The organism is Enterococcus sp. DIV1375a (genome assembly GCF_051712205.1).
In the GTDB taxonomy this organism is placed as follows: Bacteria; Bacillota; Bacilli; order Lactobacillales; family Enterococcaceae; genus Enterococcus; species Enterococcus faecalis.
In genome coordinates this window covers 2,036,345-2,057,075 of the sequence record NZ_JBIOOM010000001.1, presented here as the reverse complement: position 1 = coordinate 2,057,075, position 20,731 = coordinate 2,036,345, and the positions used below count along the sequence as shown (strand labels likewise).

23 protein-coding genes are annotated in these 20,731 nt (G+C 38.1%); 22 read left to right on the top strand and 1 reads right to left on the bottom strand.

Translation table 11 applies throughout. The features are described from left to right. The first annotated feature begins 61 nt into the window (after nt 1-61). The 22 genes from IGJ63_RS09975 (at nt 62) to IGJ63_RS09870 (ending at nt 19,787) form a co-directional block, all read left to right on the top strand. Nucleotides 62-1,546: a nicotinate phosphoribosyltransferase gene (locus IGJ63_RS09975; RefSeq protein ID WP_438746409.1), complete on the top strand. Its 1,485-nt coding sequence runs from the start codon at nt 62-64 to the stop codon at nt 1,544-1,546. A 2-nt stretch (nt 1,547-1,548) separates the two neighbouring features. Beyond that, on the top strand, nt 1,549-2,376 hold the full coding sequence (gene nadE / locus IGJ63_RS09970) for an ammonia-dependent NAD(+) synthetase (RefSeq protein ID WP_002356540.1): 828 nt from the start codon (nt 1,549-1,551) through the stop codon (nt 2,374-2,376). A 168-nt stretch (nt 2,377-2,544) separates the two neighbouring features. After that, entirely contained in the window at nt 2,545-4,374 is a 1,830-nt protein-coding gene (locus IGJ63_RS09965; RefSeq protein WP_173951095.1) for a heavy metal translocating P-type ATPase, read from the top strand. A gap of 91 nt (nt 4,375-4,465) precedes the next feature. Further along, entirely contained in the window at nt 4,466-4,750 is a 285-nt protein-coding gene (locus IGJ63_RS09960; RefSeq protein WP_002362567.1) for a (4Fe-4S)-binding protein, read from the top strand. Continuing rightward, nucleotides 4,740-5,015, top strand: coding sequence for a GNAT family N-acetyltransferase (locus tag IGJ63_RS09955; RefSeq protein WP_002356545.1), 276 nt, complete (start codon nt 4,740-4,742; stop codon nt 5,013-5,015). The genes IGJ63_RS09960 and IGJ63_RS09955 overlap by 11 nt, the downstream gene beginning before the upstream one ends. Nucleotides 5,016-5,182: 167 nt before the next feature. Further along, complete coding sequence (secG, locus tag IGJ63_RS09950; RefSeq protein ID WP_002356546.1) at nt 5,183-5,419, top strand: preprotein translocase subunit SecG; 237 nt, start codon at nt 5,183-5,185, stop codon at nt 5,417-5,419. Nucleotides 5,420-5,564: 145 nt separating this feature from the next. Next, nucleotides 5,565-6,338, top strand: coding sequence for an alpha/beta hydrolase (locus IGJ63_RS09945; RefSeq protein ID WP_002384145.1), 774 nt, complete (start codon nt 5,565-5,567; stop codon nt 6,336-6,338). Further along, nucleotides 6,338-8,707: a ribonuclease R gene (gene rnr / locus IGJ63_RS09940; protein WP_002387150.1), complete on the top strand. Its 2,370-nt coding sequence runs from the start codon at nt 6,338-6,340 to the stop codon at nt 8,705-8,707. Before IGJ63_RS09945 ends, rnr begins: the two co-directional genes overlap by 1 nt. A 12-nt stretch (nt 8,708-8,719) precedes the next feature. Beyond that, a complete protein-coding gene (gene smpB / locus IGJ63_RS09935; RefSeq protein ID WP_002356550.1) occupies nt 8,720-9,184 on the top strand; it encodes an SsrA-binding protein SmpB in 465 nt (154 codons plus the stop codon). 302 nt (nt 9,185-9,486) lie between these two features. Next, on the top strand, nt 9,487-10,206 hold the full coding sequence (gene atpB / locus IGJ63_RS09930) for a F0F1 ATP synthase subunit A (RefSeq protein ID WP_002356551.1): 720 nt from the start codon (nt 9,487-9,489) through the stop codon (nt 10,204-10,206). A gap of 48 nt (nt 10,207-10,254) precedes the next feature. Then, complete coding sequence (gene atpE, locus IGJ63_RS09925; RefSeq protein WP_002356552.1) at nt 10,255-10,476, top strand: ATP synthase F0 subunit C; 222 nt, start codon at nt 10,255-10,257, stop codon at nt 10,474-10,476. 137 nt (nt 10,477-10,613) lie between these two features. Further along, complete coding sequence (atpF, locus tag IGJ63_RS09920; protein WP_002365031.1) at nt 10,614-11,144, top strand: F0F1 ATP synthase subunit B; 531 nt, start codon at nt 10,614-10,616, stop codon at nt 11,142-11,144. After that, nucleotides 11,131-11,673 carry an ATP synthase F1 subunit delta gene (gene atpH / locus IGJ63_RS09915; RefSeq protein WP_002356554.1) on the top strand — a complete coding sequence of 181 codons (543 nt, stop codon included), beginning with the start codon at nt 11,131-11,133 and terminating at the stop codon, nt 11,671-11,673. Before atpF ends, atpH begins: the two co-directional genes overlap by 14 nt. Nucleotides 11,674-11,701: 28 nt before the next feature. Further along, nucleotides 11,702-13,258, top strand: a complete 1,557-nt coding sequence (gene atpA / locus IGJ63_RS09910; RefSeq protein WP_002356555.1) for a F0F1 ATP synthase subunit alpha — start codon at nt 11,702-11,704, stop codon at nt 13,256-13,258. A 15-nt stretch (nt 13,259-13,273) separates the two neighbouring features. Further along, complete coding sequence (locus tag IGJ63_RS09905; protein ID WP_002359606.1) at nt 13,274-14,182, top strand: F0F1 ATP synthase subunit gamma; 909 nt, start codon at nt 13,274-13,276, stop codon at nt 14,180-14,182. 73 nt (nt 14,183-14,255) lie between these two features. Continuing rightward, nucleotides 14,256-15,662, top strand: a complete 1,407-nt coding sequence (atpD, locus tag IGJ63_RS09900; RefSeq protein WP_002356558.1) for a F0F1 ATP synthase subunit beta — start codon at nt 14,256-14,258, stop codon at nt 15,660-15,662. Nucleotides 15,663-15,678: 16 nt separating this feature from the next. Then, nucleotides 15,679-16,098 (top strand): F0F1 ATP synthase subunit epsilon, encoded by a 420-nt coding sequence (locus IGJ63_RS09895; RefSeq protein ID WP_002356559.1) that lies wholly within the window; start codon nt 15,679-15,681, stop codon nt 16,096-16,098. Nucleotides 16,099-16,286: 188 nt separating this feature from the next. Beyond that, entirely contained in the window at nt 16,287-16,523 is a 237-nt protein-coding gene (locus tag IGJ63_RS09890) for a DUF1146 family protein (protein WP_002356560.1), read from the top strand. Nucleotides 16,524-16,625: 102 nt separating this feature from the next. Then, nucleotides 16,626-17,927 carry a UDP-N-acetylglucosamine 1-carboxyvinyltransferase gene (gene murA, locus IGJ63_RS09885; protein ID WP_002356562.1) on the top strand — a complete coding sequence of 434 codons (1,302 nt, stop codon included), beginning with the start codon at nt 16,626-16,628 and terminating at the stop codon, nt 17,925-17,927. A gap of 13 nt (nt 17,928-17,940) precedes the next feature. Next, on the top strand, nt 17,941-18,117 hold the full coding sequence (locus IGJ63_RS09880; protein ID WP_002356564.1) for a DNA-directed RNA polymerase subunit beta: 177 nt from the start codon (nt 17,941-17,943) through the stop codon (nt 18,115-18,117). 127 nt (nt 18,118-18,244) lie between these two features. Continuing rightward, complete coding sequence (locus IGJ63_RS09875; protein WP_002356567.1) at nt 18,245-18,613, top strand: PTS glucitol/sorbitol transporter subunit IIA; 369 nt, start codon at nt 18,245-18,247, stop codon at nt 18,611-18,613. 4 nt (nt 18,614-18,617) lie between these two features. Beyond that, on the top strand, nt 18,618-19,787 hold the full coding sequence (locus IGJ63_RS09870; RefSeq protein ID WP_129193738.1) for an AI-2E family transporter: 1,170 nt from the start codon (nt 18,618-18,620) through the stop codon (nt 19,785-19,787). Nucleotides 19,788-19,848: 61 nt separating this feature from the next. Here IGJ63_RS09870 and IGJ63_RS09865 read toward each other — a convergent pair whose 3' ends face one another. Beyond that, nucleotides 19,849-20,475 (bottom strand): FMN-dependent NADH-azoreductase, encoded by a 627-nt coding sequence (locus tag IGJ63_RS09865; protein WP_002367152.1) that lies wholly within the window; start codon nt 20,473-20,475, stop codon nt 19,849-19,851. Between the last annotated feature and the right edge of the window lie 256 nt (nt 20,476-20,731).

Sequence of the window (20,731 nt, the reverse complement as noted above, 5' to 3'; positions counted from 1 at the left end):
AAAAAATTTTTTTGTTATAATATAAACAAGTTTTTAATACAAAGAATAGAGGTAGAAAACGATGGACTATACATATGCAGATGATAGTTTGACATTGCATACAGATATGTATCAAATCAATATGATGCAAACATACTGGGAATTAGGGAGAGCAGATTTACATGCTGTTTTTGAATGTTACTTTAGAGAGATGCCCTTTAATCATGGCTACGCAATTTTTGCAGGTTTAGAACGTTTAGTCAATTATCTCGAAAATTTAACGTTCACAGAATCTGATATTGCATATCTCCGAGAAGTTGAAGAATATCCAGAAGATTTCTTGACGTATTTAGCAAATTTTGAATTTAAATGTACTGTACGCTCTGCTTTAGAAGGGGATTTGGTTTTTAATAACGAACCGTTAATTCAAATTGAAGGTCCTTTGGCACAATGTCAATTGGTAGAAACTGCCTTGCTAAATATGGTGAATTTCCAAACATTAATTGCGACAAAAGCGGCTCGAATTAAATCCGTGATTGGCGATGATCCTTTATTGGAATTTGGAACACGCCGAGCACAAGAATTAGATGCTGCCATTTGGGGCACAAGAGCCGCCTATATTGGTGGGGCGGACGCGACAAGTAATGTTCGTGCTGGTAAAATTTTTGGTATTCCGATTAGTGGGACCCATGCCCATTCATTGGTTCAGTCGTATGGAAATGATTATGAAGCATTCATGGCGTATGCCAAAACACATCGGGATTGCGTTTTCCTTGTTGATACGTATGATACTTTGAAAGCGGGAGTGCCAAGCGCAATTCGAGTAGCTCGAGAAATGGGTGATAAAATTAATTTCCTAGGCGTGCGGATTGATAGTGGCGATATGGCTTATATTTCTAAACGAGTTCGTGAACAACTGGACGAAGCAGGCTTTACTGAAGCAAAAATTTATGCATCGAACGATTTAGATGAAAATACGATTTTGAATCTAAAAATGCAAAAATCAAAAATTGATGTATGGGGCGTGGGTACCAAGCTGATTACCGCCTATGATCAACCGGCTTTAGGAGCGGTGTTTAAATTAGTTTCAATTGAAGGTGAAGATGGTCAAATGAAAGATACCATTAAACTATCTAGCAATGCTGAAAAAGTGACAACACCAGGAAAAAAACAAGTCTGGCGCATTACACGTAAATCTGATAAAAAGTCAGAAGGGGACTATGTGACACTTTGGAACGAAGATCCTCGCCAAGAAGAAGAAATTTATATGTTCCATCCCGTTCATACCTTTATTAATAAGTATGTCCGTGATTTTGAAGCACGGCCAGTACTCCAAGATATTTTCGTTGAAGGAAAACGTGTGTATGAATTACCAACTTTAGATGAAATTAAACAATATGCAAAAGAAAATTTAGATTCACTTTGGGAAGAATACAAGCGGGACTTGAATCCGCAGAAATATCCAGTGGACCTTTCAACAGATTGTTGGAACCACAAAATGAATTTATTGGAAAAAGTGCGTAAAGACGTTAAACATTTAACGGAAACGGTGAATAAGGAGGCCTAGAAATGACAACACTTCAAGAAAAAATCATTCAAGAGTTAGGTGTTTTACCGACAATTGACCCAAAAGAAGAAGTTCGTAAAAGTATTGATTTTCTGAAAGCTTATTTAACTAAACATCCTTTTTTAAAAACCTTTGTCTTGGGAATTAGTGGCGGACAAGATTCAACATTAGCTGGGCGCTTAGCACAATTAGCGATGACTGAAATGCGCGAAGAAACAGGAGATATGTCGTATCAATTTATTGCGATTCGGCTTCCATACGGTGAGCAAGCAGATGAAGCTGATGCACAAGCCGCGCTAGCCTTTATCCAGCCAGATGTTTCTTTACGAGTGGATATTAAACCAGCAGTGGATGCAATGGTTGGTTCGCTAGAAAACGCTGGCGTTCAAATTAGCGATTTTAATAAAGGGAACATGAAAGCACGTCAACGTATGATTACACAATATGCAGTAGCTGGCGAAAATGCTGGCGCAGTAATTGGCACAGACCACGCAGCCGAAAATGTCACAGCTTTCTTCACCAAATATGGCGATGGCGGAGCGGATATTTTACCGTTATTTCGTTTAAATAAGCGCCAAGGAAAAGCTTTGCTGAAAGAACTTGGGGCACCAGAAGCCTTGTATCTAAAAATACCAACAGCTGATCTAGAAGATGACAAACCGTTAGTTGCAGATGAAGTTGCCTTAGGTGTCACGTATGATGCCATTGATGACTATTTGGAAGGCAAAAAAGTCTCGGAAACAGATCAACAAACAATTGAAAACTGGTATAAAAAAGGACAACACAAACGGCATTTACCCATTACAATTTTTGATGATTTTTGGAAATAAAAACACAGACCATCGGCGAATGAACGATGGTCTGTGTTTTTTTTACATAACTACTTTTCAGAAAGTAAACGTTGCTACAGCAACTATCCCATGATAATGAAAGTCGTTTTCATTTAGGCGTTTTCACTTTCTTTTTCAAAACAGAAAAGGTACGCTCAATAATGTAAAGTGAATGATGGGAGAGAAAAAGAGATGAAGCATGTAACAAAATTGGGGATTACAATTATAACAGGAGTTTTGGCATTATTATTTGAATTTATTTTACATCAGCCGAATTGGGCGTATGGCATTATTTTAATAACAGGTTCTGTAATGGCGTTAATGATGTTCTGGGAAATGATTCAAACCTTACGTGAAGGAAAATATGGTGTCGATATTTTAGCGATTACCGCTATCGTTGCAACCTTAGCTGTGGGAGAATACTGGGCCAGTTTGATGATTTTAATTATGTTGACTGGTGGTGATTCATTAGAAGACTATGCCGCTGGAAAAGCTAACCAAGAGCTGAAGTCATTATTGGATAACTCGCCACAAAAAGCTCATCGCTTGAATGGCGAAAATTTAGAAGATGTTTCTGTTGAGGAAATCAATGTTGGCGATGAATTAGTAGTAAAACCAGGGGAACTAGTTCCAGTTGATGGCTTGGTAAAAACTGGGACATCAACAGTCGATGAATCTTCATTAACAGGAGAATCAAAACCAATTGAAAAAAATCCTGGGGATGAATTAATGTCGGGTTCCGTGAATGGTGATGGCTCTTTGAAAATGGTTGCTGAAAAAACTGTAGCCGACAGTCAATATCAAACGATTGTGAACTTAGTGAAAGAATCTGCGGCGCGTCCAGCTCATTTTGTACGTTTAGCAGACCGCTATGCGGTACCTTTTACACTAATTGCCTACTTAATTGCAGGTGTTGCTTGGTTTGTTTCAAAAAGTCCGACACGTTTTGCGGAAGTCTTAGTTGTTGCTTCGCCGTGTCCTTTAATTCTATCTGCTCCAATTGCTTTAGTGGCAGGGATGGGTCGTTCAAGTCGTCATGGGGTCGTTATTAAATCGGGAACGATGGTCGAAAAATTAGCTTCTGCAAAAACGATTGCGTTTGATAAAACAGGCACGATTACGCAAGGACAACTTTCTGTTGATCAAGTCCAACCAATCAATGCTGAAATAACTGCTGCTGAATTAGTGGGATTGGCAGCAAGCGTGGAACAAGAATCAAGTCATATTTTAGCTAGATCAATTGTTGCTTATGCCAGAAAGCAAGATGTCCCATTAAAAAATATTACAGATCTAGCAGAAGTTTCTGGTGCTGGCGTGAAGGCATTTGTGGATGGTGCTGAGATACGGGTAGGTAAAAAGAATTTTGTGACACAAGAGTCTCAAGCAACTGAAAAAATTGATAAAACGACTATTCATATTTCACGTAATGGCACATATTTAGGCCGAATTACTTTTACAGACACTGTACGCCCAGAAGCAAAAGAGACTATGGAAAAATTACACCAATTACATCTTCAACGAATTTTAATGCTGACGGGGGATCAAGAATCCGTCGCAGAAACGATTGCTGCAGAAGTAGGAATTACCGAAGTACATGGGGAATGTTTACCACAAGATAAGTTAACCATTTTAAAAGAATTGCCTAAAGAAAATCATCCAGTCATCATGGTAGGAGATGGTGTAAATGATGCACCTTCGCTTGCTGTTGCAGACGTAGGTATTGCTATGGGCGCTCATGGAGCTACTGCGGCTAGTGAAACTGCTGACGTTGTTATTTTAAAAGATGACTTAAGTAAAGTCAGCCAAGCGGTCGAAATTGCCCAAGATACCATGAAAATTGCCAAACAATCTGTATTAATCGGAATTTTTATCTGCGTTTTACTAATGCTAATTGCTAGTACCGGGATCATTCCGGCGCTAATCGGGGCTATGCTACAAGAAGTCGTGGACACTGTGTCAATCTTATCTGCTTTGCGTGCTCGTCGAATTGGCAAGTAAGGTGGAACAATTAATTGCCTGAATGTCCAGCTTAGTGGTAAAATAAAGGTACGTTTTTAATATTAATAAGTTACAGGGGAGAGATTGTGCAATGAAAGGAAACCAAATAGATGGGCAACCAGTCACGGAAGAACAACTATTAAAAGAAAGCTACCGTAAATATACGGGGGAAGGAATTGATATCTTTTATAATAAAGATATTTGTGAACATATTGGTAATTGTGTTCGCGGAAATCCAGAAGTCTTTGAAGTTGGTCGGAAACCATGGATTATTCCAGATAACGGAAGTGTTGAAAATGACATGATTGTGGTAGATTCATGTCCAAGTGGTGCTCTAAAATATATTCGGAAAGCAGGGAACGAATATGCAAATTAAAGAAGAAAACAATCGTTTTGCTCTATATAACGATGAAAACCAAGAAATTGGTGAAATGACTTGGTCAGATGCTGGCGAAAGCATGATGATTATTGATCATACGTTTGTTGATCCAACTTATCGTGGACAAAAATTAGCTGAAAAACTTGTTTTAGCCGGTGTTGAAAAAGCGAGAAAAGAGCATAAAAAAATTATTCCGCTATGTCCATTTGCCAAAAAAGAATTTGATACTAAACCTGAATACGGAGACGTATTGAGAAAATAAAGAAGAAACTAGCAACAGCCGCAAGTAGAAATCTGATTCCTACTTGCGGCTGTTGCTATTAGAGACAAATAGGGAAAGACATTAAATTTCACTGGTGTTTACAGATAAAATATGCTACATTAAAGTAGATGAATTTCGCATATTTGTATAAAAAGGAGAATTAACGCATGTATAATCTAATCTTAACGTTGGTCATCATTTTATCTGTTTTAATCGTCATTACTGTTATGATGCAACCAAGCAAACAAAACAGTGCAGCAAGTGCCTTCACTGGCGGTGCAGATAAATTATTTGGGAAGCAAAAAGCGCGCGGTTTTGAAGCTGTTATGCAACGCTCAACAGCAGTTCTTGGCGCAATTTGGATGATTTTATTATTTGTTTTGGCGTTCTTATCTTCAAAATAAGTACGTAATCTTTTAAAATGACAAGTTTAGAACAGAGAGATGAGTGCGGACACTTATTTTTCTGTTCTTTTTCTTTCTGAAAAAGTCTTTGAAACTTATCATTTCGGAAGGTTTTCTTTTGAGAATATGATAGAATGAAGCTGAGGTGAGCGAAGTGGCAAAAAAAATCAATTTACCGAAGCCGTTATTTTCAGAAAAAGGAAAACGGGCGGTCCTTTTATTACACGCTTATTCTGGCAGCAGTAATGATGTACGGATGTTAAGCAGACGTTTAGAAAAAGAAAATTATACTGTCTATTCGCCTAATTTTTCAGGACATGGCACGCTAGTTCCTGAAGATATTTTAGATCAAACAACGGAACAATGGTGGCAAGATACACAAGAAGCAGTCGCTTTTTTGAGAGAAAGAGGTTACCAAGAAATTGCCATTTTTGGTTTATCAATGGGCGGGATTTTCAGTATGCATGCATTAACGGAACAATTAACAGGATTAATTGGTGGTGGATTTTTCTGTTCACCGATCTACCCTGTCGAAAATAAAGTCCCAGAAAATTTCGTATTATACGCAGAAAATGTGATGAAAATCGCAGAAGTTCCTGCAGAGGAACAACAAAGCCGGTTGCAATCGATTGAGCAACGAGTCAAACAACAATTAGGAGCGATTGAAACGATTGCTAGTCAGACGGCTGACAAACTAAACAAAATCCACGCACCTCTTTTCTTAGCGCAAGCTGGCAAAGATGAAATGATTGAGCCAATGGGCGTCTATCAAACGGCCCAAGCGCTAACACAAGCACGTGTGACCTTACAATGGTACCCAAACAGCGGACATGTCATTACGGTGAGTGGAGAACACAAACAATTAGAGCAAGATGTGGTGCAATTTTTAGCAACACTACCTTGGAATGAGGAGAAATAATGACAAAACAAACAATTAAAGAGCAAATTTTACATTTCATGGAAAGCCAAAAAAAGAAAAGCTTTTCAATGGAAGAAATTGCACAAGGCTTGAATTTAGAAAAAAGTTCAGATTTTAAAATTTTAGTGCAAACCATTGCACAAATGGAACGAGAAAAGTCAGTTAGTTTCAACAAAAAAGGCAAAGTCCTGTTACCAATGAAAGACTTATTAATAGAAGGAACGTTTCGTGCAAATGAACGAGGCTTTGGTTTTGTAACCATCGATCCTGAAGAACCAGATGTTTATATTCCGAAAGAGGCAACGAACTTTGCAATGGATGGAGATACGGTTTTAATCGACGTGATCCAACATGCGGATCCTTTTTCAGATCGCGGCGCAGAAGGTAAAGTCAAAGAAATTAAAGAGCGAGCAGTGAGCCAAGTTGTCGGAGAATTTGTGGCATATAGTGAAGAAGAAATGGCAGAAATGGGACTGTATGGCTACATGATTCCCAAAGATAAGAAATTGAATCAGTATACTGTATCAATTGCACCTGAAGGGATTAAGCCAGTAGATGGTAGCATTGTCATTGCTGAAATTACCTATTATCCAGATCAAGAATATCCAACGAGTATGGAAGGACTAGTCAAACAAGTGATTGGTCATAAAAATGATCCAGGAATGGATATTTTATCAATCGTGGTGGCTCATGGAATTCCCACAGCATTTCCTGATGAAGTTTTGGCTGAAGCGGACCAAGTACCAGAAACTATTGCAGAAAGCGATTTAGTCGGTCGTCGGGATTTACGTGATCAGTTGATTGTGACGATTGATGGAGAAGATGCGAAAGATTTAGATGATGCAGTAACGGTACAAAAGTTAGCAAATGGCAATTTCTTTTTAGGGGTGCATATTGCAGATGTTTCTTATTATGTAACTGAAGGAAGCCAATTGGATATGGAAGCGTATGAACGTGGTACAAGTGTCTATTTGACAGACCGAGTTGTGCCAATGATTCCGCAGCGATTATCAAATGGGATTTGTTCGCTAAACCCACATGTTCCACGTTTAACCATGAGTTGTGAGATGGAAATTACACCAGAAGGAGAAGTTATTTCGCATGAAATTTTCCAAAGTGTAATCCAAACAACGGAGCGAATGACCTATACAGCAGTCAATGAAATTTTAGAAGAGCAAAAACCTGAAACGTTAGAACGCTACAAAGAACTAGTTCCCATGTTTAAAGAGATGGGTGAGCTGCACCATATATTAGAAGAGATGCGTATGCGCCGTGGTGCGATTTCTTTTGAAGATCGTGAAGCCAAAGTCCTAGTTGATGAAAATGGTCATCCCAAAGATATTCTTTTACGCACGCGTGGTGTGGGTGAACGATTAATTGAATCCTTTATGTTGGCAGCGAATGAAACTGTGGCGCGTCATTATCATGACTTAAAACTGCCATTTATTTATCGGATTCATGAACAACCAAAAGAAGAAAAAATGCAACGTTTCTTTGACTTTGCTGCAGTACTTGGCATTCTTGTTAAAGGAACAAAAGAAAACATTTCACCGAAAGATTTACAAAAAGTTTTAGAGCAAGTTGAAAATAAGCCGGAAGAAGTGGTTATCAATACGATGTTGCTAAGAAGTATGCAACAAGCGAAATACTCAGAAGACAACTACGGACACTATGGGTTGGCTGCTGAATATTATACGCATTTCACTTCACCAATACGTCGTTATCCAGATTTAATTGTGCATCGTTTGATTCGCAGCTATAGCCAAGATCAATCTGAAAAAAATCAAGAAAAATGGAACGAAGCATTACCAGAAATTGCCAATCATAGTTCAAGTATGGAACGTCGCGCAGTTGATGCAGAGCGTGAAGTGGACGCCATGAAGAAAGCCGAATTTATGGTAGATAAAGTGGGAGAAACGTATGACGGGATTATCAGCTCAGTCACAAAATTTGGTATCTTTGTGGAACTGCCTAATACAATAGAAGGCTTGATTCACGTGAACAACTTAAAACAAGATTATTTCCACTTTATTGAAAATCATATGGCGTTAGTTGGTGAACGGACGGGAATGACTTTGAAAATTGGTCAGAAAGTTCAAATCCGTGTTGAAAAAGCTGATCCAGAAACAAGAGAAGTTGATTTTGAATTGATTTCAGCTGAGGAAGTCGCGCCAGTCGAAGGACCAAAAGGACGTAAAAAAGGCAAAGCCAATTCTTCAACTCGTTCAAATAATCAACGAAGAAATAAAAAAGATGAATCATTTGATGGTAAGAAAAAGAAAAATAAGAAAAAAGGCAAAGGCAAAAAACAACCTTTTTATAAAGAAGCAATGAAACAAAAAAATAAAAAAGGGAAAAAGAAGAAGTAGAGGAGGTCGCTTATGCCAAAAGGGGAAGGAAAATTAATCGCACAAAACCGCAAAGCTAGACATGATTATTCAATTATCGATACGGTTGAAGCTGGGCTTGTTTTACAAGGAACAGAAATCAAATCTATTCGAAATGGTCGTATCAATTTAAAAGATGGTTTTGCACGAATTCGAAACGGAGAAGCCTTTTTGTATAATGTTCATATTAGTCCATATGAACAAGGCAATATTTTTAATCATGACCCATTACGTACCAGAAAATTATTATTACACAAAAAACAAATTAATAAGTTAATCGGCGAAACCAAAAATACAGGTATCACATTAGTACCTTTGAAGGTCTATATTAAAGACGGCTATGCCAAAGTTTTGATTGGTTTAGCTAAAGGGAAAAAGCAGTACGACAAGCGTGAAGACTTGAAACGTAAGGAAGTTGACCGACAAATCAGCCGAACATTAAAAAATAACCGACGTTAAAAATGTAAATTTATTCTTTTTCGCATATTTGCTTGCCTTTCTTCGGATTAGGTGTAAAATCTGGTAAGTGTTGAGTAAATGAATGTAAATGATTCATTTTTTAATCGCTTCGGAAAGCAGTACCACCCTGCATTAGATTGGTTTATGGAAAAGGTTTTCCAACCAATTTTCAACACATGAAATTTTAAAAGTAAACTATTTGTAAATTATCAACAAGTGGTGGTACGATAGCTTTGCCAGGGATTATCACTCAGGAGTAGGATGAAACTTCTGAAAGATTGTTGGAAAAGAGGTGAATTGATTTGGAAGAGAAGAAATTACTCTTCAATATCGGACCAATTTGGTTTGATGGAACCATTGTTTTGATGGTGCTGTTGACGTGTATCATTGTTTTCGCCTTTGTCTATGCTTGTACGAGAAATATGAAGCTACGACCTAAAGGCAAACAAACGGTCATCGAATGGTTAGTGGATTTTATTCGTGGAATCATTACAGACAATTTACCTCGTAAAGAAGTGAGCAATTTTCATTTAATGGCGTTTACCCTGTTCATGTTTGTACTTGTTTCAAACATCTTGGGTCTCGTTACAAAAATCGTTGTGGGCGACGATCTCAGCGTTTGGAAAAGTCCAACCGCCGATCCAATCGTAACCTTAACGTTAGCGATGATGATGATTGTCTTAACACACTTCTTTGGTATGAAACGCTTTGGTTTTAAAGGCTATCTAGTTAATAGTTATTTAAGACCCGTTGGTTTCTTACTACCGGTAAAATTAATGGAAGAATTCACGAATCTATTAACATTAGGCTTGCGTTTGTACGGAAACATTTTTGCCGGCGAAGTTCTATTGGGCTTGATTGCTGGAACCGTAGCAAGCGTTGGATTATGGGTTATCCCACTAGCAATTCCGCTAGAAATGATTTGGGTAGCATTCTCAATCTTTATTGGATGTATCCAAGCGTTTATCTTTGTGACACTTTCAATGGTTTATATGTCACACAAAATTGAAACAGAAGAATAATCAAGAAATACGAAGGACAAAAATTATCTTTTAGGAGGATTTTACACAATGGAAGGATTAAATTTTATCGCAGCAGCAATTGCAATTTTCGGTTCAGCTATCGGAGCCGCTATCGGTAACGGACAAGTTATTTCAAAAACAATCGAGTCAATGACTCGTCAACCAGAAATGTCTGGTCAATTAAGAACAACAATGTTTATCGGGGTCGCTTTAATCGAAGCTGTGCCAATTTTAGGTGTCGTTGTTTCTTTATTACTTTTATTCAGATAAGCAATAAAATGGAGGCAGGACGCTGATTATTATCGGGACCGTCACTGCTTTCTTCTATCTTTAGCCTTTTCAATAGCTGGTGATAAAGCAGTTGAAGAAGCTAAATCGATTTTTGCAGGAAAGGAAGTTGAGACTTCATGCTACTTACTACATTGGTAGTCGGTGAAACGGCTCCTAGTACCACACTAGGCACGATGATTGTTGTCAGTGGTGCATTTTTAATCTTGATGCTCTTATTAAAGAAATATGCATGGGGAGCAATCGTAGATATTTTGACACAACGTGAAGAAAAAATTGCCAACGATTTAGACTCTGCAGAACAATCTCGCGTAGCAGCAGCGAAAATGGAAAAAGAACGTCAACAACAATTACTTTCTTCCAGATCAGAAGCAGCTGAAATTATTAAAAACGCGAAAGAAAGTGGAGAACAGACTCGCCAAAAAACATTAAAAGAAACAACTGCGGAAGTTACTCGCCTACGCGAAAAAGCTCGGACAGATATTTCACAAGAACGTGAAGAAGCATTGTCTTCAGTAAAAAATGAAGTGGCAGATCTTTCTCTTCAAATTGCAGCCAAAATTTTAAATAAAGAATTAACACCAGATGCACATGAAGCATTGATTGATTCTTATATTGAAAGTTTAGGTAAAGCAAATGAAACTAGATAAATATACAGTTGGTAAACGCTACGGCAAGGCTTTGTTTGAGTTGGCAGTTGAAAAGAACCAAGCTGAAGCAATTTATCAAGAATTATTGACGCTTCGCGAAGTCTATCACCAAGTACCTGGTATTGGCGATATTTTAAGTGATGATCGCTTAGAACCTTATGAAAAAGACAGCATCATGGAAAAACTAGTAACAGGTTTTAGTGAAATGATGCAAAACTTTTTGCGAGTGGTTTACGAATATCGTCGCATGTACGATCTGCTCTTGATGATTGATGAATATGAACGACGTTATGATGAGCACCAAGGACTAATTTTGGGTTCAGTGACAACAGCCATTCCTTTATCAAAAGAACAACATCAAGCAATGGAAGAAAAAGCTGCCCAATTATTAGGGTATGAACAAGCGCATTTAGTCAATTTAATTGACCCGTCAATTGTCGGCGGAGTGGTTATTGAAGCAAACCATCAAGTAATCGATGGCAGCATCCGCAAACAATTAGAACATATGCAGCAGAAGTTATTAAAATAATCTTTAGGACTACAAAGAGGTGAATTGAATGGCTATCAAAGCAGAAGAAATCAGTGCCTTGATTAAAGAACAAATCGAAAACTATCAACAACAGCTTGCTGTTGAAGAAGTTGGAACAGTCACTTACGTCGGTGACGGAATTGCCCGCGCCCACGGTTTAGAAAATGCCATGAGTGGAGAACTTGTTGAGTTTTCAAACGGTTCATACGGAATGGCACAAAACTTAGAAACAAATGATGTAGGGATTATTATCCTTGGCGATTTTGAAACCATTCGTGAAGGAGATAAAGTACAACGCACAGGCAAAATCATGGAAGTACCCGTTGGGGAAGCTTTGATTGGCCGTGTTGTTAATCCATTAGGTCAACCATTAGATGGTTTAGGCGAAATTAAAACAGACAAAACACGTCCTGTGGAAGCAACAGCTCCCGGTGTTATGCAACGTCAATCTGTTGCTGAACCAATGCAAACTGGCTTAAAAGCCATTGATGCCCTCGTACCAATTGGTCGTGGACAACGGGAATTAGTTATTGGAGACCGTAAAACAGGGAAAACATCGATTGCAATTGATACAATTATTAACCAAAAAGGACAAGATGTAATTTGTATTTATGTAGCGATTGGTCAAAAAGAATCTACTGTTCGTAACCAAGTAGAAACACTTCGTAAATTTGGTGCCTTAGATTATACAATCGTTGTGACTGCAGGGGCTTCACAACCAGCACCATTACTTTACATTGCACCGTATGCAGGAACTGCAATGGGTGAAGAATTCATGTATAACGGCAAACATGTCTTAATTATTTTTGATGACTTATCAAAACAAGCCGTGGCTTATCGTGAACTTTCTCTACTATTACGCCGTCCACCAGGTCGTGAAGCTTATCCAGGGGATGTCTTCTATTTACACTCACGTTTATTAGAACGTGCAGCTAAATTAAGTGATGAATTAGGTGGCGGCTCAATGACAGCCTTACCATTCGTTGAAACCCAAGCAGGCGATATTTCTGCTTATATTCCAACAAACGTTATTTCAATCACTGATGGACAAATTTTCTTAGAAAGCGACCTGTTCTATGCAGGCACTCGTCCAGCCGTTGATGCTGGGTTATCTGTTTCTCGGGTCGGAGGATCAGCGCAAATCAAAGCAATGAAAAAAGTTGCCGGAACGCTTCGTTTAGACTTAGCTAGTTACCGTGAGTTAGAAGCCTTTACACAATTTGGCTCTGATTTAGATGCGGCAACACAAGCTAAATTAAACCGTGGTCGTCGTACGGTAGAAATTTTAAAACAAAAACTACATGCGCCACTGCCTGTAGAAAAACAAGTCTTAATTTTATATGCGTTAACACACGGCTTTTTAGATAGCGTGAGCGTAGATAAAATTTTACACTTTGAACAAGATTTATTCGATTATTTTGATGGCAAACATGCAGACTTATTGGAAACCATTCGTACTACGAAAGACTTACCAGATACTGATGCATTAGATGCAGCGATTACAGAGTTTTCTGAAATGTTTGCAGCGGCAAACAATAGCGGAGATTCAGCCAAAGAAGCTTTAGAAAAAATCGATAACGCATAAGAGAGGTGAGCGACATTGGGTGCTTCATTAAACGAAATCAAACAACGCATTGCATCAACAAAAAAGACAAGCCAAATTACCAAAGCGATGCAAATGGTTTCTGCAGCCAAATTGACCAAGTCAGAAGGCGCCTCTAAAAGCTTTCAAGAATATTCTTCAAAAATTCGTAGTGTCGTTACGCATTTAGTAGCTGCTCAGTTAAGTGAATTACGTGAAACAGAACAATCTTCTCTTAGTGAAGGGAACTATCATGTGATGTTAGCACAACGACCTGTCAAAAAAACAGGCTATATCGTTATCACTTCTGACAAAGGGTTAGTTGGTGGCTACAATAGCTCAATCTTAAAACAAACCATGAGTATGATTCAAGAAGACCATGATTCTAATAAAGAATATGCCTTAATCGCTATTGGTGGTACAGGGGCGGATTTCTTTAAAGCACGCGGAATCGATGTTTCCTATGAGCTAAGAGGCTTAACGGATCAACCAACGTTTGAAGAAGTCCGTAAGATTGTGACAACGGCAACGACTATGTACCAAAACGAAGTGTTTGATGAATTGTATGTTTGTTATAATCACCACGTTAACTCACTAACGAGTCAGTTTCGTGTGGAAAAAATGTTGCCAATTACTGATTTAGATCCATCAGAGGCGACCTCTTACGAACAAGAATATCTTTTAGAGCCTTCACCTGAAGCAATCTTGGATCAATTATTACCACAATATGCAGAAAGCTTAATTTATGGGGCGATCATTGATGCGAAAACAGCAGAACATGCTGCTGGGATGACCGCCATGAAAACAGCCACTGACAATGCGCAAAATATTATTAGCGATTTAACAATTTCTTATAACCGTGCTCGTCAAGGGGCGATTACCCAAGAAATTACAGAAATTGTTGCTGGTGCAGCTGCACTAGAATAATCTAGTCTTACGTTTGAACGTTTATAAAAATGTTCAAAGCGTGTGACTTTATGAAGACTGGAGGAAAGAAATTATGAGTTCAGGAAAGATTGTTCAAGTAATCGGTCCCGTTGTTGACGTGGAATTTTCATTAGATCAATCCTTACCCGATATTAACAACGCTTTAGTCGTTTATAAAAATGGCGAAGCAAAACAAAAAGTAGTACTTGAAGTCGCTTTAGAACTAGGTGATGGAGTGATTCGTTCTATCGCTATGGAATCGACAGATGGTTTACAACGTGGAATGGAAGTTATCGATACAGGAAAATCAATTTCAGTTCCTGTTGGTAAAGATACATTAGGTCGTGTGTTTAACGTTTTAGGAGACACAATTGACTTAGAAGCGCCATTCCCTGCAGATGCTGAACGTAGTGGGATTCATAAAAAAGCGCCAGCATTTGATGAATTAAGTACCAGTAATGAAATTTTAGAAACAGGGATTAAAGTTATTGACTTATTAGCACCTTATCTAAAAGGTGGTAAAGTCGGACTTTTCGGTGGTGCCGGTGTTGGTAAAACCGTCTTAATTCAAGAATTAATTCATAATATTGCCCAAGAACATGGAGGGATTTCCGTCTTTACTGGTGTTGGTGAACGGACACGTGAAGGGAACGACCTGTACTATGAAATGAAAGATTCAGGCGTTATTGAAAAAACAGCCATGGTTTTTGGTCAAATGAACGAACCACCAGGTGCACGGATGCGTGTGGCCTTAACTGGGTTAACGATTGCTGAATATTTCCGTGATGTGGAAGGACAAGACGTGCTATTATTTATTGATAACATTTTCCGTTTCACCCAAGCCGGTTCAGAAGTTTCTGCCCTTTTAGGTCGGATGCCGTCAGCCGTTGGTTACCAACCAACCTTAGCGACTGAAATGGGACAATTACAAGAACGGATTACTTCAACGAAAAAAGGATCAATTACCTCTATTCAAGCAATCTATGTTCCAGCCGATGACTATACCGATCCAGCGCCAGCAACAGCGTTTGCCCATTTGGATGCAACAACTAACTTGGAACGTAAATTAACCGAACAAGGGATTTATCCAGCGGTAGATCCGTTAGCTTCATCTTCTAGTGCCTTGGCTCCTGAAATTGTTGGAGAAGAACACTACGAAGTGGCTACCGAAGTGCAACATATTTTACAACGTTACCGTGAATTACAAGATATCATCGCTATTTTAGGGATGGACGAATTATCAGATGACGAAAAAGTACTTGTTGGTCGCGCACGCCGTGTTCAATTCTTCTTATCTCAAAACTTTAACGTTGCTGAACAATTTACAGGTCAACCTGGTTCTTATGTACCAGTTGCGGAAACAGTTCGTGGCTTTAAAGAAATTCTTGAAGGTAAACATGACAATCTGCCAGAAGAAGCCTTCCGTAGTGTCGGTAAAATTGAAGATGCCATCGAAAAAGCGAAACAATTAAACTACTAGAAAGGCGGCAAACACAATGGATAGTCTTACTGTGAATGTAGTAACGCCTAATGGTCTAGTTTATGACCACCATGCAAAAATCGTTGTGGCGAAAACAACAGATGGTGAAATTGGTATTTTACCAAAACATGCGCCAATCATCGTTCCGCTAGCGATTGATGAAGTCCGCATCAAACGGACCGATTCAGATACACATGTTGACTGGGTAGCTGTAAATGGTGGTATCATGGAAGTCCGTGATAATGTCGTTTCTATTATTGCCGATAGTGCCGAACGTGAACGAGATATCGATGTACCTCGTGCTGAACGAGCAAAACAACGAGCAGAACGTTTAATTGAAGAAGCCAAAGCAAAAGATGACCGCGATCAACTACGTCGTGCGACTGTTGCTTTGCATCGTGCAATCAACCGGATCAACGTATCGAAACATGGGTAAAAAAGGCTGAAGGATTCAGTCACTTTTGTAGAGTTTAAGGCGCTTGCTATTGAGTCAGGTGCCTTAAACTCTATTTCTTCGTATTTTTTAATAAATAGTGTCAAATTTTGGCATTTCAAGTGGATTAATTATCGGTTTTTATTATTTTGTGATAAAATGTTCCTACGTTAGAAAAAAGGAGGCTCCTTATGCAATACTATGGAGTAGATGCTATTGTTCGAATCGTTAGTCATCTTATGTTCATTTACATAAGTTTTTGGGCGTTGCAATCATTGCGTATTGAGCAATTTTTCAAAACCCAATTTACACCGCAAATTAGAATGCTGATGGTATTTTTCGCCATCGCTATCGGATACACAGTTAGCTCGTTTGCTTTAGAATTGATTGCGCTTTGTCGAAATCTTTTCATTGTGTATTTTCCTTAAAAATTGAAAAATAAAAAAAGGTACAATTTTTAGTTGAATAATGGTATAATAGTAAAGATTTTGAATAGGAATACCTATTCTCATTTTTTTGGGGGGAACAAAATGGAACAAATTATTGTTCATGGTGGTAATACAAAATTAGAAGGAACTGTAAAAATTGAAGGCGCCAAAAACGCTGTTTTACCAATTTTAGCAGCTACTCTTTTAGCTGAAGAAGGCGTTACTACTTTAAAAAATGTACCAATTTTATCTGATGTATTTACAATGAATCAAGTAATTAAGCATTTGAATGTAGCCATTGATTTTGATGAAGACGCGAATGAAGTAACAATAGACGCAACACAACCTTTAGGGATCGAAGCAAACTATGAGTACGTTAGTAAAATGCGTGCTTCTATCGTTGTAATGGGACCTTTATTGGCTCGTAATGGCCATGCCAAAGTGGCAATGCCAGGTGGCTGTGCCATTGGCAAACGACCAATTGATTTACACTTAAAAGGCTTCCAAGCATTAGGTGCAAAAATCATCCAAAAAAATGGTTATATTGAAGCAATTGCGGATGAACTAATCGGTAACACTATTTACTTAGACTTCCCAAGTGTCGGCGCTACGCAAAATATTATGATGGCTGCTGTTCGTGCGAAAGGAACAACCATCATTGAAAACGTTGCTCGTGAACCTGAAATCGTTGACTTAGCAAACATTTTAAACAAAATGGGTGCCAATGTTATCGGTGCTGGGACAGAAACGATGCGTATCGAAGGCGTCGATAAATTACATGCCGTAGAGCATTCAATCGTTCAAGATCGAATTGAAGCAGGTACGTTCATGGTAGCTGCAGCAATGACTGAGGGCAATGTTTTAATTGAAGAAGCAATTTCTGAACATAATCGTCCGCTAATTTCTAAATTAACTGAAATGGGTGCAATCATTGAAGAAGAAGAAAACGGCATCCGTGTAATTGGACCAAAACATCTAAAACCAACAGATGTTAAGACAATGCCGCATCCTGGTTTCCCAACAGACATGCAAGCACAAATGACAGCAATCCAAATGTTTGCTGAAGGAACAAGCATCGTGACAGAAACAGTCTTTGAAAATCGTTACCAACACTTAGAGGAAATGCGTCGAATGAACGCTGACTTAAAAATTGACGGCAACATTGCCGTTATTAATGGTGGCAACGAGTTACAAGGAGCAGCAGTGGAAGCCACTGATTTACGGGCAGCTGCCGCATTGATTTTAGTAGGGTTACGTGCAAATGGCATTACACGTGTCTCTAATTTGAAATATTTAGATCGTGGCTATTATGAGTTCCATAAAAAACTTCAAAAATTAGGCGCGAACGTTGAACGTGTCAATGATGAAAAAATTGAAGAAAAACAAGCAACGACAGTAATCTAAAGGAGTCAAACGTATGAGTTCATTTCGTTATATTTTAGTAACATTATTGAAAATTCTAGTGGTCATTTCGTTAGTCATTATCTTATTTGTTGTGGGAACAATGATTGGTTATGGTTTGATTGGAAATGGGAATCCAATGGATGTCTTTGATGAAAAAATTTGGACTCATATTATGAACTTCTTTAAATAAAAACTTATTTTAAGGCGGTGAACAAAAGTCAATTGACGATTGTTCATCGCCTTTTCTTTTTCCTGAATATCTATTTTATTCTATGCTATAATAATAGAAGTAAGATAATGAAGGAGTGGGATGGAAGATGCAAGCAACCGTAACAGAAATAGGCAAACATGCAATCGATGATTCAGAAAAAATGATTATTCTTTTTGGAGAAACTGCTACCGATACCTTGAAGCAACATGCAGTTATTCAATCATTCCCAGAAAAAGACCAAGTTACCTTGGCAGAAGGAGATCATCTGAAAATTGGCGATACAAACTATACAATTACAAAAGTGGGTTCTTTTGCCAATAGTAACTTGCAAAGTATCGCTCACAGCACTTTAATCTTTGCTGATGCACCAACCGATGAGGATGATGTTATCCGAAATGGTGTTTATTTAACGCCCCATCAGTTACCAAAGATAACCATTGGAACAACAATTGATTATTTAGTAAATGGAGCGTGAATCAATGGATAAAAAACAAACGACTGATAAACGCCTGTCTTGGTTTTGGCGTTGGTTTTTAAATAATCAAGTAGTAACAGCCTTACTGATTGTCTTATTGGTGCTGTTAATTATTCTAACTTTTACGAAAGTTTCTTATTTATTTAAGCCCGTCTGGCAGTTTTTCGGCGTTGTCGGCTTACCAGTAATTATGGCGGGGATTTTATATTATTTATTAAATCCAATTGTCGATTATTTAGAGAAAAAACAAATCTCACGTGTATGGAGTATTATTGGCCTATTTATTTTAATTGTGGCACTACTCATTTGGGGTGGTATTGTAATCGTTCCTAAAATTCGTGAGCAATCTGTCAGCTTTGTGAATCATTTTCCTCAATATATTGATACAATTGATCAAAAATCGCAGGAAATATTAAGTGATCCACTTTTCGCGCAATTTAGAGAACAACTTGAAGCGGCAGGCGATAAAGTTGTCAGTTCGTTAGGTACCATCATTAAAAACGTCTCAACGTTCACAGTACAAGGAATTGGTAATTTCTTTGGGGCGGTGGCTACGATCTTTGTCGCCATCATTACGATGCCGTTTATTCTATTTTATTTACTGAAAGATGGCAAAAACTTAGCGCCATATTTAATGAAGTTTTTACCAGTGAAGATGCGTAAACCAACCTTAAAAGTTCTTGCAGAAGTCAATGATCAAGTCTCTTCTTATATTAGAGGACAGTTAACTGTCGCTTTCGCAGTGGCAATTATGTTTATGATTGGTTTTTCTGTCATTGGCTTAGATTATGCAGTCACTTTAGGTATTGCAGCAGGCTTTTTAAATTTAATCCCTTATTTAGGGTCATTTTTAGCCATGATTCCAGCAGTCTTTTTAGGAATTGTCAGTGGGCCAGCTTTGTTAATTAAAGTCTTGATTGTTTTTGCCATTGAGCAAACGGTCGAAGGTCGGTTTATTTCACCACTTGTCCTAGGCAGTCAGTTATCCATTCATCCAGTCACCATTTTGGTTGTTTTATTAACGTCTGGTAAACTATTTGGGATTTTCGGGGTGATTTTAGGAATTCCTGTTTATGCCGCAGCTAAGGTGATAATTACACACATTTTTGAGTGGTACCAAATTGTTTCCGGTTTGTATGATGAAGATAAGCCGGATCAACAAGAATCTACGTAACAAAAGAGACAAGCAGTGAACGAACTGCTTGTCTCTTTTTGCTGTAAATCACTCGGAAAATTTAGAATGTTTTACCGTATTCAGTTGCTTTGGTCATGGCAGTATTTAAAAGTTCTTCCGCGCGATCAGGGAAATGATCGATTCCTTCGATGAATAATCCGTCGACTTGATCAACACCAATAAAGTTTAGAATCGCTTTAATGTATTGAGAAGCAAAATCTTTTCCTTCGTAGAAGCCGCCATTTGATTGGATGTGTAAGGCTTTTTTACCACTTGTTAGAGGTTTTGGTCCTTCTGCAGTATATTGGAATGTTTTTCCAGCAACGTTGATTGTATCTACCCAAGCTTTTAAGCGTGTTGGTACGTTTAAGTTCCACATTGGATTAGCAATTACTACTTTGTCTGCAGATAAAAATTGATCAGTTAATTCATTAAAACGAGCCACTTTTTGTTGTTGGTTTTCGCTTAATGTTTCAAATGCTGCGCCAGCGCGAAGTGCACCCCAAGCAGATAATAATTCTTCATCGATTTCCGGCATGTTTGTTTCTGGTGCATAAACATCTAAAATTTCGATTTCGTCTGATGGATTTGTTTCACGGTATGAAGCTAAAAATGTTTCTAACGCACGAACTGAGCGTGATTCTTCTTTTGTTAATGGATGTGCTTTAACAACTAATAATTTTGACATTGTGTAATCTCCTTAAAATAAATAGTTTAAAAATTCAACATCTCTATTTTACTAATAAAAAGTAAGAGAAAGCAAGTCTTTTTTTTACTTTTAGTAAACTTTTTTTTAAAATGGATCAACAGAGTAAAAAATAAATAAAAATATTTTTTTGGAAAGGCTTGCATATTAAAAAAAAGCATGCTATTATTACTTTGTAAATAAGGATTGTTACTGCTTTGCAGGCAAAACCAGAGTCTTCCATTAACACAATCAGTGG